This is a genomic window from Buchnera aphidicola (Aphis glycines), from assembly GCF_001280225.1.
In the GTDB taxonomy this organism is placed as follows: domain Bacteria; phylum Pseudomonadota; class Gammaproteobacteria; order Enterobacterales; family Enterobacteriaceae; genus Buchnera; species Buchnera aphidicola_E.
The window spans coordinates 24,032-39,414 of the sequence record NZ_CP009253.1 but is presented as its reverse complement, the minus strand read 5'-3'; the positions used below and the strand labels follow the sequence as shown (position 1 = coordinate 39,414).

The 15,383-nt window shown below is 27.5% G+C and carries 9 protein-coding genes; 6 read left to right on the top strand and 3 right to left on the bottom strand.

Features of this window, described 5'->3' with window-relative positions; translation table 11 throughout:
* The 3 genes from rpoC (at position 1) to purH (ending at position 6,598) form a co-directional block, all read left to right on the top strand.
* On the top strand, positions 1 to 4,230 hold the full coding sequence (rpoC, locus tag IX46_RS00170; RefSeq protein WP_053940027.1) for a DNA-directed RNA polymerase subunit beta': 4,230 nt from the start codon (positions 1 to 3) through the stop codon (positions 4,228 to 4,230).
* A 405-nt stretch (positions 4,231 to 4,635) separates the two neighbouring features.
* Positions 4,636 to 4,908 (top strand): HU family DNA-binding protein, encoded by a 273-nt coding sequence (locus IX46_RS00165; RefSeq protein WP_053940026.1) that lies wholly within the window; start codon positions 4,636 to 4,638, stop codon positions 4,906 to 4,908.
* 112 nt (positions 4,909 to 5,020) lie between these two features.
* A complete protein-coding gene (gene purH / locus IX46_RS00160) occupies positions 5,021 to 6,598 on the top strand; it encodes a bifunctional phosphoribosylaminoimidazolecarboxamide formyltransferase/IMP cyclohydrolase (protein ID WP_053940025.1) in 1,578 nt (525 codons plus the stop codon).
* A gap of 172 nt (positions 6,599 to 6,770) precedes the next feature.
* On the opposite strand, the gene metE is transcribed toward purH, so the two are convergent.
* A complete protein-coding gene (gene metE / locus IX46_RS00155) occupies positions 6,771 to 9,032 on the bottom strand; it encodes a 5-methyltetrahydropteroyltriglutamate--homocysteine S-methyltransferase (RefSeq protein ID WP_053940024.1) in 2,262 nt (753 codons plus the stop codon).
* Between the two features lie 136 nt (positions 9,033 to 9,168).
* Here metE and metR point away from each other — a divergent pair, with 136 nt between their 5' ends.
* On the top strand, positions 9,169 to 10,101 hold the full coding sequence (gene metR / locus IX46_RS00150) for an HTH-type transcriptional regulator MetR (RefSeq protein WP_053940023.1): 933 nt from the start codon (positions 9,169 to 9,171) through the stop codon (positions 10,099 to 10,101).
* Here metR and IX46_RS00145 read toward each other — a convergent pair.
* On the bottom strand, positions 10,094 to 10,894 hold the full coding sequence (locus IX46_RS00145) for a Cof-type HAD-IIB family hydrolase (RefSeq protein WP_053940022.1): 801 nt from the start codon (positions 10,892 to 10,894) through the stop codon (positions 10,094 to 10,096). The genes metR and IX46_RS00145 overlap by 8 nt on opposite strands.
* Before the next feature lie 158 nt (positions 10,895 to 11,052).
* On the opposite strand from IX46_RS00145, the gene glmU reads away from it, so the two are divergent.
* On the top strand, positions 11,053 to 12,420 hold the full coding sequence (gene glmU, locus IX46_RS00140) for a bifunctional UDP-N-acetylglucosamine diphosphorylase/glucosamine-1-phosphate N-acetyltransferase GlmU (RefSeq protein WP_053940021.1): 1,368 nt from the start codon (positions 11,053 to 11,055) through the stop codon (positions 12,418 to 12,420).
* 52 nt (positions 12,421 to 12,472) lie between these two features.
* Entirely contained in the window at positions 12,473 to 14,302 is a 1,830-nt protein-coding gene (glmS, locus tag IX46_RS00135; protein ID WP_053940020.1) for a glutamine--fructose-6-phosphate transaminase (isomerizing), read from the top strand.
* A gap of 102 nt (positions 14,303 to 14,404) precedes the next feature.
* Here glmS and rpoH read toward each other — a convergent pair whose 3' ends face one another.
* Positions 14,405 to 15,265 carry an RNA polymerase sigma factor RpoH gene (gene rpoH / locus IX46_RS00130; protein ID WP_053940019.1) on the bottom strand — a complete coding sequence of 287 codons (861 nt, stop codon included), beginning with the start codon at positions 15,263 to 15,265 and terminating at the stop codon, positions 14,405 to 14,407.
* Positions 15,266 to 15,383 lie beyond the last annotated feature (118 nt).

Below are 15,383 nucleotides of genomic sequence, written 5' to 3'. Positions count from 1 at the left end.
GTGAAAGATTTACTAAAATTTTTAAAAGCCCAAACTAAAACTGAAGATTTTGATGCTATTAAAATTTCATTAGCATCACCAGATGTTATTAGATCTTGGTCGTTTGGCGAAGTTAAAAAACCAGAAACTATTAACTACCGAACATTTAAACCAGAAAGAGACGGATTATTTTGCGCTCGTATTTTTGGTCCAGTGAAAGATTATGAATGTTTATGTGGAAAATATAAAAGATTAAAACATAGAGGTGTAATCTGTGAGAAATGCGGCGTTGAAGTTACACAGAGTAAAGTAAGACGCGAACGAATGGGGCATATAGAACTTTCTTCTCCTACAGCTCATATTTGGTTTTTAAAGTCATTACCATCACGCATAGGTTTATTATTAGATATGCCATTAAGAGATATTGAAAGAGTACTATACTTTGAATCTTATGTTGTTATTAATGCAGGTATGACTAATCTTGAAAAAAATCAAATATTGACAGAAGAACAATATTTAGATGCATTAGAAGAATTCGGAGATGAATTTCATGCACAAATGGGCGCAGAAGCGATTCAATTATTGTTAAAAAACATAAATCTAATAAAAGAATGTGAAAATTTAAGAATAGAATTAAATGAAACAAATTCTGAAACAAAACGAAAAAAATTAACTAAACGAATTAAATTAATCGAATCATTTATACAATCCAATAATAAACCAGAGTGGATGATTCTTACTGTACTACCAGTACTCCCTCCTGATTTAAGACCATTAGTACCATTAGATGGTGGTAGATTTGCAACATCTGATTTGAATGATTTATATCGCAGAGTTATCAATAGAAACAATCGATTAAAAAGATTATTAGATTTAGCTGCTCCTGATATTATCGTACGAAATGAAAAAAGAATGTTGCAAGAAGCTGTAGATGCTCTTTTAGATAATGGAAGAAGAGGTAGAGCAATTACGGGATCTAACAAAAGACCTCTCAAATCTTTAGCTGATATGATCAAAGGTAAACAAGGAAGATTTCGTCAAAATTTACTTGGAAAACGTGTAGACTATTCAGGTCGATCTGTGATTACTGTCGGTCCTTATTTAAGATTACATCAATGCGGATTGCCTAAAAAAATGGCTTTAGAACTTTTTAAACCATTTATATACGGAAAATTAGAAGTACGAAGTCTGGCAACTACTATTAAAGCTGCAAAAAAAATGGTAGAAAGAGAAGAATCTGTTGTGTGGGATATTTTAGATGAAGTTATTCGAGAACATCCAGTATTATTAAATCGAGCTCCCACTTTACATAGATTAGGTATTCAAGCATTTGAACCTGTTTTAATAGAAGGCAAGGCTATACAATTACATCCATTAGTTTGTGCTGCTTATAACGCAGACTTTGATGGCGATCAAATGGCTGTTCATGTTCCATTAACTCTAGAAGCACAATTAGAAGCTAGAGCATTAATGATGTCTACAAATAATATTTTATCCCCAGCAAATGGAGAACCAATTATTGTACCTTCTCAGGATGTAGTTTTAGGATTGTATTATATGACTCGAGAAAAAATCAATGGAAAAGGAGAAGGTATGCTTTTAAATAGTTCTCATGAAGCGGAAAAAGTATATCATTTGGGAATCGCCGAGCTACATTCTTTAATTAAAATTAGAATAGTAGAATATCAGAAAAATGAAGATAATCAATTAATTCCTATTAAGAAAATAGTCAATACTACTGTAGGAAGAGCAATTTTATGGATGATTGTTCCTAAAGGTTTACCATTTAAAATAGTCAATCAAACTCTAGGGAAAAAAGATATTTCACAAATGTTAAATACATGTTACCGTATTTTGGGTTTAAAACCTACTGTTACTTTTGCCGATCAAATTATGTATACAGGTTTTGCTTATGCAGCAAGATCAGGAGCTTCTGTTGGTATTAATGATATGGTGATACCAGAAAAAAAATCAAGTATCATTCAAGAAGCAGAAATTGAAGTGGCTGAAATACAAGAACAATTTCAATCAGGTTTAGTAACAGCAGGTGAGAGATATAATAAAGTTATCGATATTTGGGCTGCGGCAAATGAAAGAGTAGCAACAGCAATGATGGAAAATTTATCTGTAGAATTAGTTTTAAATAAAATAGGAACATTAAAAAAACAAACTTCTTTTAATAGCATATTTATGATGGCAGATTCAGGAGCACGAGGATCTGCAGCGCAAATTCGTCAATTAGCTGGGATGCGGGGATTAATGGCCAAGCCTGATGGTTCGATTATCGAAACTCCAATTACAGCTAATTTTAGAGAAGGTTTAAATGTATTACAATATTTTATTTCGACTCATGGAGCTCGAAAAGGATTAGCCGATACGGCATTAAAAACTGCTAATTCTGGTTATTTAACTCGTAGACTTGTAGATGTCGCACAAGATTTAGTTGTTACTAAAAAAGACTGCGGAACACATGAGGGTATTTTAATGACTCCATTAATCGAAGGAGGAGATGTCAAAGAGCCTTTACGTGAACGAGTCTTAGGTCGAGTTACTGTAGACAACATCACATATCCTAATAGTGAAAAAATATTAATTGAAAGAAACACTTTATTAAATGAACAATGGTGTGATGTATTAGAACAAAATTCTATAGATACCATTAAAGTGAGATCAGTAGTTAATTGTGATACTGACTTTGGTGTTTGTGCGTATTGTTACGGTCGGGATTTAGCTAGAGGAAATCTAGTTAACAAAGGAGAAGCTATAGGAGTAATTGCAGCTCAATCTATAGGAGAACCTGGTACTCAATTAACCATGAGAACGTTTCATATTGGTGGGGCTGCTTCAAGAGCTGCAACTGAATCTAGCATTCAAATTAAAAACAAAGGCATTATCAATCTTAATAATGCAAAATCTGTCACTAATTCTTCAGGTAAGATAGTTATAACATCAAGAAATGTAGAATTAAATATTATTGATAAATTTGGAAGAACCAAAGAAAGCTATAAAATACCTTACGGATCTATAATGGCAAAAAAAAATGGAGAAACAGTAAGCTCTGGTGAAACTATAGCAAAATGGGATCCACATACTATACCAGTTATTACAGAAGTAAATGGATATGTCCGATTTGTAGATATGATTGATGGTCAAAGTATTATAAGGCAAGCTGACGAACTAACTGGATTATCTTCAATAGTGGTATTAGATACCGCCGAAAGAGTAGCTACTAGCAAAGATTTAAGACCCTCATTAAAAATTATCGATGAAAAAGGAAACGATGTACTTATCTCAGGAACAGAAATGCCAGCTCAATATTTTCTACCTGGAAAAGCAATTGTACAATTAAATGATGGCGTAAAAATTAGTTCAGGTGATACTTTAGCAAGAGTACCTCAGGAATCAGGAGGCACTAAAGATATAACTGGAGGATTACCAAGAGTAGCAGATTTATTTGAAGCAAGACGCCCAAAAGAATTAGCTATTTTAGCTGAAATTAGTGGTATTATTTCATTCGGAAAAGAAACCAAAGGAAAAAGAAGATTAATTATTACTCCGGTAGATGGAAATAATTCATATGAAGAAATGATTCCGAAATGGAGGCAGTTGAATGTATTTGAAGGTGAGCGAGTAGAACGAGGAGATGTTATATCTGACGGTCCAGAATCACCACATGATATTCTTCGATTAAGAGGCGTTCAAGCTGTAACTAAATATATTGTTAATGAAGTACAAGAAGTATATCGTTTACAAGGTGTAAAAATTAATGATAAACATATTGAAGTTATAGTCAGACAAATGCTTAGAAAAGCCACGATTATTAAATCAGGACAGTCAGAGTTTTTAGACGGAGAACAAGTTGAATTTTCAAGAATCAAAATTTCAAATCGCATATTAGGTAAAAAAAATAAAATTTTAGCGAGCTTTTCAAGAGATTTACTAGGAATTACTAAAGCATCATTAGCAACTGAATCATTTATATCAGCTGCATCGTTTCAAGAAACAACTAGAGTATTAACAGAATCTGCAGTGGCAGGAAAAAAAGATGAACTAAGAGGATTAAAAGAAAACGTTATTGTTGGGCGCTTAATTCCAGCAGGTACTGGATATGCATATCATAAAGAAAGATTAAATCGTCGAAAAAATATAAATAATAATTATATATCACATAATAATAATTCACCTTCACAAGTAAGCGCTGAAGAAGCATCTGCCAGTTTATCTGAATTATTAAATTCTACTCTAACATAAAAACTATATCTATATAATTTTTTAAAATACAACGCAATACGGCTGCTTTTGTAAAGCAGCCTAAATAATTTATAAAACATAAAAAATAAATTTTTCTTTTAAGAATAACATATACTTTATTTCCACTATCTTTTTATTTTTTTTTAGATATATTATATATTTTAATTTTATTTAATAGATTAAATGAATCTTGTTAATTTTAAATCAAGTTTCCAAAAAAATATCAAGTAAATTATGATCTAAATTATATAAAATATGAAGTTAAATATGCTTTTAATTGTTTTTAAAAATATCAAATTTATCTGAAAATTAATTTATTTTAATCATTGGAAAATAAATTCTTTTACTCAAATGTATATCAATCTAATTTAAATTAATTATCATGTTTAAACAAAAGGAAAGATAATGAATAAAACTCAATTAATTAATATTATCTCTAAAAAATCTAATTTATCTAAAATACAAGTTAAATCCACGTTAGAATCAACATTATCTACTATTATTGACTCCTTAAAAAAAGGTGAACCTGTACAAATAGTAGGTTTTGGTACATTTAAAGTTAACTTGAGAGCATCTCGCGCAGGACGAAATCCACAAACAGGGAAAGAAATTATTATTCCTGCAACAAAAGTTCCTAGTTTTATATCTGGTAAAACATTAAAAAATGCGATTAAATAAAAAATTATTACATTAAAAAGGTTCGAGGGGGCAAAATGCCCCTGCATAATTTAATATTTAAAATTGTAAATAAAATTTATTATAAATATCTTTTTATATAAGAAAAAAAATTATGTCATCAAATAATAGATTAAAAAATGCCTTAATTAGTTTATCTGATAAAGAACATTTATTAGAGATATCAAAAGTTTTATTGAAAAAAAAAATTAATTTACTTGCCACAGGAGGAACGGCAAAATATCTAAAAAATTATAATATACCTGTAATTGAAATTTCAGAATACACAAATTTTCCAGAAATATTAAACGGTCGTGTAAAAACTATTCACCCTAAAATAATAGCAGGTATTTTATCTAGAAGAGATCAAGATCAAAAAACTATGCAATTATATAATATATTACCAATAGATATTGTAATTGTTAATTTTTATCCATTTGATAAAATTAATACTCAGAAAACATATCCAATACAAGAAATAATCGAAAAAATTGATATTGGAGGACCAACTTTAGTTCGATCTGCAGCTAAAAATTATAGAGACGTCATTGTTATAGTAAATTTTTTTGATTTTAAGCTAATTTTTGATTCAATGACAAATCATTATATAAGTATAGAAAAAAGATTATATTTAGCAAAGCAAGCTTTCTTATATACATCTAGTTATGAAAAAAGTATCGCACAATATTTTACAAACGAAGATAAATTTGATACAAAGCATAAAAAAAACTTATTTCCAAATCAATTCCAATTACAGTTTGTTAAAAAACAAAATTTAAGATATGGTGAAAATTATCACCAAAAATCTGCTTTATATATAGAAGAAAATAATTTAAATCCCGGCACAATTAGTTCAGCATATCAAATACATGGAAAAAAATTATCTTACAATAATATATCTGATGCAGATATTGCGTTGGAATGCGTGAAGCAGTTTTCTCAACCAGCTTGTGTAATTGTAAAACATGGAAACCCTTGTGGTGCATCTGAAAAAAGATCTTTATTAAAAGCATATATATCCGCTTATAAATCAGATCCTATTTCTGCTTTTGGAGGGGTAATTGCATTTAATTATATAATAGATACAGAAACAGCTGAAGAAATTATTCAAAGACAATTTGTTGAAGTAATTATAGCACCTGAAATAAATCATTTATCTTTAAATATATTAAAAAAGAAAAAAAATATAAGAATATTGATTACTGGTCAATTTCAAAAAAATAATGAGCAAATAGATTTTAAAAAAATCACAAACGGATTACTTTTACAAGAAAATGATAACAGCACAATAGATATAAAAAAATTTAATTTTGTTACGACAAGATTACCTACTAAAAAAGAATTAAAAGATGCTATATTTTGCTGGAATATAGTCAAATATGTTAAATCAAATGCAATTTTATACGGTTTTAATAAGACTACTATTAGTATCGGTTCAGGACAAACAAGTAGAGTAGATGCAACTCAATTAGCAAATATTAAAGCAAAAAACAGAGGATTTGATACTATAGGTGCAACTATGGCATCTGATGCGTTTTTTCCTTTTAGGGATGGGATCGACAAAGCAGCATCTATTGGTATAAGCTGTATTATCCAACCGGGAGGTTCAATTCGTGATAAAGAAGTTATCGAATGTGCTAACGAATATAATATTGCAATGATTTTTACTCAGAAACGTCATTTTAAACATTAATCTTGATTATACTGAAAAATAAAATATATCACTTTAATTTTTTAAAGATTGATTAAAATACTATTATATTTTTAAATCATCATTTAGATTTTTATTGGTATAAAACAATCTAAAAGATGATTTAATATTAAAGCAATTATATATTTTAAAGAATGTTAATTTATATGATATATTATTTAATTTGATTTCGTATTTTTTTTGTAGCTTGTATCATGCTCTTTAATGCAGACACTGTTTCATTCCAATTTCTTGTTTTTAGACCACAATCTGGGTTAACCCAAATACGTCGCAATGGTAAATACTTCATTGCTTTTTTTAATAAAATATCAATTGATTTGATATTAGGTATATTTGAGGAATGAATGTCATACACACCTGGTCCAACTTCATTTGGATATTTAAATTTTTTAAAAGCTTCTAATAATTCCATATCAGAACGCGCTGTTTCGATTGTAATAACATCGGCATCTAATAAAGCAATAGCATTCATGATATCATTAAATTCACAATAACACATATGTGTGTGAATTTGTGTAGTATTTTTTACGTCGAAGCAAGTTAAACGAAAAGCATCTACAGCCCAAGTTAAATACTCATTCCATAAACTTTTTTTCAAAGGAAGTCCTTCTCGTAATGCAGGTTCATCAATTTGAATAATTTCAATTCCATTTTTTTCTAAATCTAACACTTCATCATGCAATGCTAGCGCAATTTGTTTAGAAATAATTTCTAATGAAATATCTTCCCTAGGAAAAGACCAAAATAAAATAGTCACTGGACCTGTTAACATACCTTTTACTGGTTTTTTCGTTAAAGATTGAGCGTATTTTGACCATTCTATAGTAATAGATTTCGGACGGCTAATATCACCTATAATAATAGGTGGTTTTACACAACGTGAACCATAACTTTGAACCCATCCATTCTCTGTAAATACAAAACCATCTAAATGTTCACCAAAATACTCTACCATATCATTTCGTTCAGCTTCTCCATGAACAAGAACATCGATATCTAATTCTTCTTGTATTTTTATTACTTGTAAAATATGTTTTTTGATACCTTTTTCATATTCTTTAAAGTTTATTAAGTTATTTTTATAATCTCGTCTTAACTTTCTAATTTCTACTGTTTGAGGAAAAGAACCAATAGTAGTAGTAGGTAAAACAGGTAAATTAAATTTAATTTTTTGCTGTTCAGAACGTATAGAATAATCACTGATCCGATGAAAAGTATTATTTAAAATTGTAGCAACACGTTTTTGAACTTCAAATTTTTGAACTTTTTTAGAAAGACTACGTTGATAAATAGGATTACACCATTGTTTAATTGAAGTAGTATTATAGTCTTTTAACGCTTCTAATAATAATTTTAATTCGTGACATTTTTGTATAGCAAAAGAAAACCATTTTTTAGTTTCTTCATCTAAATTTTTTTCCATGTTTAAATCAATTGGGGCATGTAACAATGAACAAGATGAACTAATCAATAAATTTTGACGAAATTTAGAAATTTTAGAAATAGTTTCAAACCATTTTAAAAGATCTGATTTCCAAATATTTCTTCCATTAATAATTCCTAAAGATAAAATCCATTCTTGAGGAATTTTAGTGTTAAAATCAAATAAATTATATTTTCCAGCAATTAAATCAATATGAATACCATGTACAGGTAAATTACGAATAAATTCTATATTGTGATCAATACTATCAAAATATGTTGTTAACAATATTTTATTTTTGCTATGCAAATACTCATAAGCATATGAATAAGCTTTTTTCCATTTTTCAGACAGCTCTAAAACTAAAACAGGTTCATCTATTTGAATAAAACTAATATTTCTTTTATTTAATTCATTCAAAATATACTTGTATATAGGCAATATACTATCAAGCAAATCTAAACGATCAAAATATTGACCTTTTACTTTTCCTAACCATAAATACGTTATAGGTCCTAAAATAATAGGTTTAACTTTGTAGCCTAATGATAGAGCTTCATCTGTTTCTTCTAACAGTTGATTCCAAGAAAATTTTAATATTCTATCTTTATTAAACTCTGGAACTATATAATGATAATTAGTATTAAACCATTTAGTCATTTCTGATGCTGAAATATCTGGATAAGATCCTCTAGCAATACGAAATAAACAATCTAAATCAACAGAATTATTAATATCATGATGTCTTTCTGGTATATTTCCAAGCATCATACTAGTAGTTAAAACATGATCATACCAAGAAAAATCTCCAACTGATATATATTCAATTCCATTATCTTTTTGTTTTTTCCAATTATCTTGTCTTAAATTTTTTCCTATAAAATATAAATCTGATTGTTTAATTGACCCGGACCAATAAGATTCTTGAGCTTTTTTAAGTTCTCGATTTATTCCTATTCTTGGAAATCCAAGTATATGATTCGAAATAGTCATGTTGTCTCCTAAAACTATTTAATAAACATTTGTTCATAATTTAATAATTGATTTATTTAAAATAGATATCTTATAATTCTAGTATTAAATAAAATACGCAAGTGAAAATATTTAATTATCGATATGAAGGAATCTCATGATCGAAATAAAACATCTTCGAACGCTACAAATCTTAAAAAATAGCGGTTCCTTAAGCTCCGCTGCAATTCAATTGCATCAGACACAATCAGCAATTTCTCATCAATGCAATGAACTAGAAAAGCGATTAGGTTTCAAATTATTTATTAGAAAAACTAATCCTGTTAAATTTACAATTCAGGGAAAAATTTTACTAAAATTATCTAAAGAAATATTACCTAAAGTAGATAAAGCAATAAAAAATTGCAAATATACTCACCATAAAGTTATTAAAATTGCGATTGAGTGTCATAGCTGTATTCATTGGCTCATACCTGCATTAAAAATTTTTCATAAAAACTGGCCAAAAGTAGAAATAGATTTTTATTCAGATATGATCTTTAGTCCTCAACCATCTCTTCAACAAGGTAAGCTAGATATTGTATTAACTTCGGAAGTTTTACCTAAAAGTGATTTAATTTATATACCTATGTTTGATTTTGAAGTTCGATTGATTTTATCTCCTAGTCATCCTTTAGCAAGAAAAGAAAAAAATATTCTTCCAGAGGATTTATCATCTGAGATATTAATGACATACCCAGTAGAACGTCATAGATTGGATATATGGAAGTTTTTTTTACAACCAGCGGGAATAATACCAATATTTAAAAATGTAAATAATACTTCACTGCTTGTACAAATGGTATCAGCAAAAATGGGCATCACTGCTTTACCGCATTGGGTAGTAGATAATTTTGAAAAACAACAATTGATTGTAACAAGAAAAATAGGAAAAGGAATATGGAAAAGATTATATGCTGCCGTAAGAAATGGTGAAGAAAAAGAATTAACTATACAAAACTTTATCTTTTCAATATCCTCACATGTTAATAATCATTGGAAACTTATTCGACATATACTAAATCCTAGTTTTTTTAAAAATTTTAAATAATAAACATTTTGTTTAAAAACACTGCTACACCATCATCTTTATTGTTTCCAATAACTTCAGCGTATGGTAAAATATTTTTTAAATGTGAATCAGAATTTTCCATAATACATGCTTTTCCAGAAATCTTTAACATATCATAATCATTCATACCGTTACCAAATGTAATACATTCCTGTAAAGAAATACCTAAATTATTAGATATAACTTTCAATCCATATCCTTTAGAAGTTTTTCCAGATACCACCTCTAAACATCCTGGAGAAGAAAATCTCGCATGTACTTGTTTATCTAATAAAGAAATAATATTTTTTTCGAGTTTAAATAGTTTTTTTAAATTATTACTTGTAAAAAAAATTTTACTAATTTTACTAAAATTGAATGTATCTAAATGAAAATATTGATATTTAAGTAAAGATAAACTTGGGCAAAAATTATTTTTAATTTTACTATTGTTTATATACCAGTGATTATTTTGATAAACTTGTGTAATAATATCTGAATCTAAATATGCTAGATGAATAAGATGCGAAGCAACATCTGTATTTAAATCGTTTTCAAAAATTAACTGATTATCTAAATCATAAATTTTAGCTCCGTTTGAAGTAATCATAAAAACTCTAATATTTAAACTATCTCGAATATGCATCATATCTATATGATGACGACCCGAAGCAAAAATTATATAAAAACCTTTTCTTAGTAATAATTTTATGATTTTTTTTGTATATTTTGTTATTTTATTTTGTGGAGATAATAAAGTACCATCTAAATCTACCGTGATAATTCGATACATAAAAAACCTTAATATAAAGTAGAGTATTTTATTTGACTAAATATTTTTGATAATCAATTTATATTCATTAAACAATAATCGTAATACAGTAAATTTAATAATTTTAAATAAATTAATTAAAAAAATCATATATTTTAATAAATATCAAAAGGATACATATGTTACAAAATAAAACAACTATTTTGATACTAGCAGCAGGAAAAGGTAGAAGAATGAACTCTAATTACCCAAAAGTATTGCATAAATTAGGCGGAAAAACAATATTAGAGTATGTTTTAAAAACAGCGAAATCTATTAACCCTAAAAAAGTTATATTAGTCTGTACTAAAAATATAAAAAAAATATTATCTAAAACTCAAAATTTTTCTGTAGAATGGGTAATTCAAATACATCCAAAAGGAACAGGTGATGCTATTACTATAGCATCAAAAAATTTTTCAGACAATGAAAACGTTCTTGTTCTTTATGGAGATATGCCATTCATTTCAAAAGAATCCATAAAAAAATTACAAGAATCTAAAAAAAAATCACATCTAAGTTTATTAACTAGTAATATAAAAAATCCAGAAGGATATGGTAGAGTTTTAAGAAAGAATGGAAAAGTAATAGGCATTGTAGAAGACAAATGTGCTAAACATAAAGAAAAATTAATTAAAGAAGTATATTCTGGAACATTTATAGCAAATGGAAAAGATTTAAAAAGATGGATTTTAAAAATTAAACAAAATAAAATTAATCAAGAATTATATGCCACAGATATTGTTTACTTAGCTTATTTAGAAGGGTGCACTATTTTGACAGTAAAACCTGAAAATTATAATGAAATATTAGGTATAAACAATCAACTGCAATTATCTATTTTAGAAAAAATTATTCAAAAAAAAATAACTAAAAATCTTATGATTTCTGGAATTATGTTGAAAGATCCAAGTCATTTTCAGTTACGAGGAACATTAAAACACGGAAAAAATATAGAAATAGATACTGGTGTGATACTAGAAGGTAATGTAACTTTAGGAAATAATATAACAATTGGAGTTGGATGTATAATTAAAAATAGTATTATTCAAAACCAATCTAAAATTAAAGCATATAGTATTATAGAAAATGTTAAAATAGGGGAAAACTGTATAATAGGACCTTTTTGCCATCTAAGAAATAACACTATATTAAACAATGAAATACACGTAGGTAATTTTGTAGAAATCAAAACAAGCACTATAGAAAAAAAAACTAAAATCAAACATCTTAGTTATATTGGAGATGCTGAAATTGGTTCTAACGTTAACATTGGAGCAGGAACAATTACATGTAATTATGATGGTTTAAAAAAATCAAAAACAATTATTGGAAACAATGCTTTTATAGGATCTAATAGTGAATTAATTGCACCAATTAAAATCTCTAAAGACACAACTATTGCAGCAGGTACTACCGTAATAAAAAATGTAGAAAAATCATGTTTAGTTTATAATAAAAAAGAACAAAAACATAAAGAAAACTGGATTCTTACTAAAAAAAAATGATAAAAATTACTCATTAATAAAAATTATTTTATAATAAAAAAGGCAGATTTATATGTGTGGTATTGTTGCTGCAGTAACACAACGTAATATAATTAATTTTCTTCTTCACAGTATTCAACGATTAGAATACAGAGGATATGATTCTTCTGGATTAGCTCTAATAGATCAAAACAATAAATTTGTTCGAGTGAGATCTATAGGAAAAGTGAATCAATTAATAAAAAAAACAAAAAATAAAAAATTATTTGGAAAAATTGGTCTTGCTCATACACGATGGGCAACTCATGGAAAAGTTTCAGAAGAGAATGCACATCCACATGTTTCTTCACATATTTCCATTGTTCACAATGGTGTTATTGAAAATAGTTTTAAAATTAAATCTTTTCTAAAAGAACAAGGTTATATATTTTATTCTGATACAGACACTGAGGTTATTGTACATTTATTACATTGGGAGCAAAAAAAAACAGGTAAATCTCTTTTAGAAATTATGAATCATAGTTTAACACAATTAAAAGGAAATTATAGCATGGTAGTTATGGATAGTAACAACTCATCAAAATTAATAGCTGTATGTTCTGGTAGTCCATTAATTATTGGATTAGGTATAGGAGAAAATTTTATAGCTTCAGATCAAATTGCATTGCTCAGTGTTACAAAAAATTTTATATATTTAAAAGAAGGAGATATTGCTATTGTACAATCAGAAAAAATTAAAATTTTTAATAAAAATCGTTCTATAGCACAAAGAAAAATAATTACATCTGATGTTCAATATGAATATATAAAAAAGGGAAAATATAAATATTACATGGAAAAAGAAATATACGAACAACCAAAATCTATCCGAAATACTCTGAAAAACCGCTTAAAAAACAATGAAACTATTTATTTTTCAGAATTAGGAATAAAAGAAAAAAATATTTTTTCACATTTAGAACATATTCACATGGTTGCATGTGGAACTTCTTATCATGCTGCGATGGTTGCTAAGCATTGGTTTGAATCATTAGCAAATATTCCATGTGATGTAGAAGTAGCTTCTGAATTTTCCTCTCGAAAATTAGCAGTAAGAAAAAAAAGTTTTTTTGTAACTTTATCCCAATCAGGTGAAACAGCAGATACTTTAACAGCTTTAAGAATATCTAAAAAATTAGGATATTTAGGAAATTTAACTATATGTAATATGAAAGGTTCATCTTTAGTACAAGAATCTGACAATTACTTGTTAACTAAAGCGGGAGTTGAAATAGGAGTGGCTTCTACAAAATCTTTTACTACACAACTAACTGTTTTATTGATGTTAGTTGCAAAAATAGTAAGCATTAAAAAAAAAGAAAACAATATTGAAAAAAAAATTGTAAAAATTTTAACTATTTTACCACGTAGAATTGAAGAAATTTTAAAAAAAAACAAACAAATTCAAGATATAGCAAAGAAATTACACAATAAAAAACATATGCTGTTTCTTGGAAGAAGCGATCAATATCCTATAGCTATGGAAGGAGCGTTAAAATTAAAAGAAATTGCTTATATTCATGCTGAAGCTTATCTAAGCGGAGAATTAAAACACGGACCTCTTGCATTAATTGATAAAGATATTCCTATTATTATCACAGCTCCAAAAAACTCATTACTCGAAAAAACAAAAAAAACCATTCAAGAAATCTGCGCAAGAGGTGGTTTAATTTATGTTTTTTCTAATGAAGAAATAAATTTAGAAACAAATATAACATCTTTAAAAGTTCCATATGTAGAAGAAATAATTGCACCTATTTTTTATACAATTCCATTACAATTACTTGCATATTATATTGCTTTGATTAAAGGAACTAATATAGATCAACCAAGAAATCTTGCGAAATCTGTCACAGTAGAGTAAAAATTTATATTTATTTTATAAAAGAGTATGAGTTTTAAATTACTTAATACAGTCTCATACTCTATATAGAGCGTATTATAATTGATAATTCCTATTTATAATCTAGTTTTCTATAGCTATTTTTAATTTTTTCATAGCATTTTTTTCTAATTGTCGTACACGCTCTGCAGAAATACCATAATTATTTGCTAATGCTTGTAGAGTATTATTTTTTTTATTTTTATTAAGCCATCTAGATTGAATAATATCACGACTACGTTTATCTAAACCTAATAAAGCATTACTTAATTTATGTGTAGCATGTTTATCCCAATTATCTTGTTCTAATCCATGAGCAAAATCAGATTTTTTATCCTGTAAATAATGCATATTTAAACTATTCTTGCTATCTTTTAAATCATCATCTGGAAATGGATTAAATGCAATATCTTGAGCCGACATACGAGACTCCATTTCTCTAACATCAGCTGTACTCACACCTAATTCCCGAGCGACTATTTCAATTTCTTCCTCATTAAACCAGCCTAATCTATTTTTACTTTTTCTTAAGTTAAAAAATAATTTTCTTTGAGATTTTGTGGTTGCTACTTTTACAATTCGCCAATTTCTAAGAACATATTCATGTATTTCAGATTTAATCCAATGCACTGCAAAAGAAACTAATCGAACCCCGATTTCCGGATTAAATCTTCGCACTGCTTTCATTAAACCTATATTACCTTCTTGTATCAAATCAGCTTGAAGTAAACCATAACCTGAGTAATTACGTGAAATATGAATGACAAACCGAAGATGAGAAAGAATTAAAGTTTTAGCAGCATCTAAATCACCATGATAACGTAAGCGTTGAGTTAATAATTTTTCTTCTTCAATAGATAACATAGGCCACAAATTAGCTATTCTAATATAAGCATCTAAGTTACCTAACGATGTAACAGACAAAATCTGTACTTTATTGGACATGTTAACTCCCGCATGAACGAAATACATTAAATCAATTACAAATATGTGGGATTTTTTATCATACTGTAATTAAAATTTAAAATCAAAAATTTGTACGAATATTAAATACATTGATATT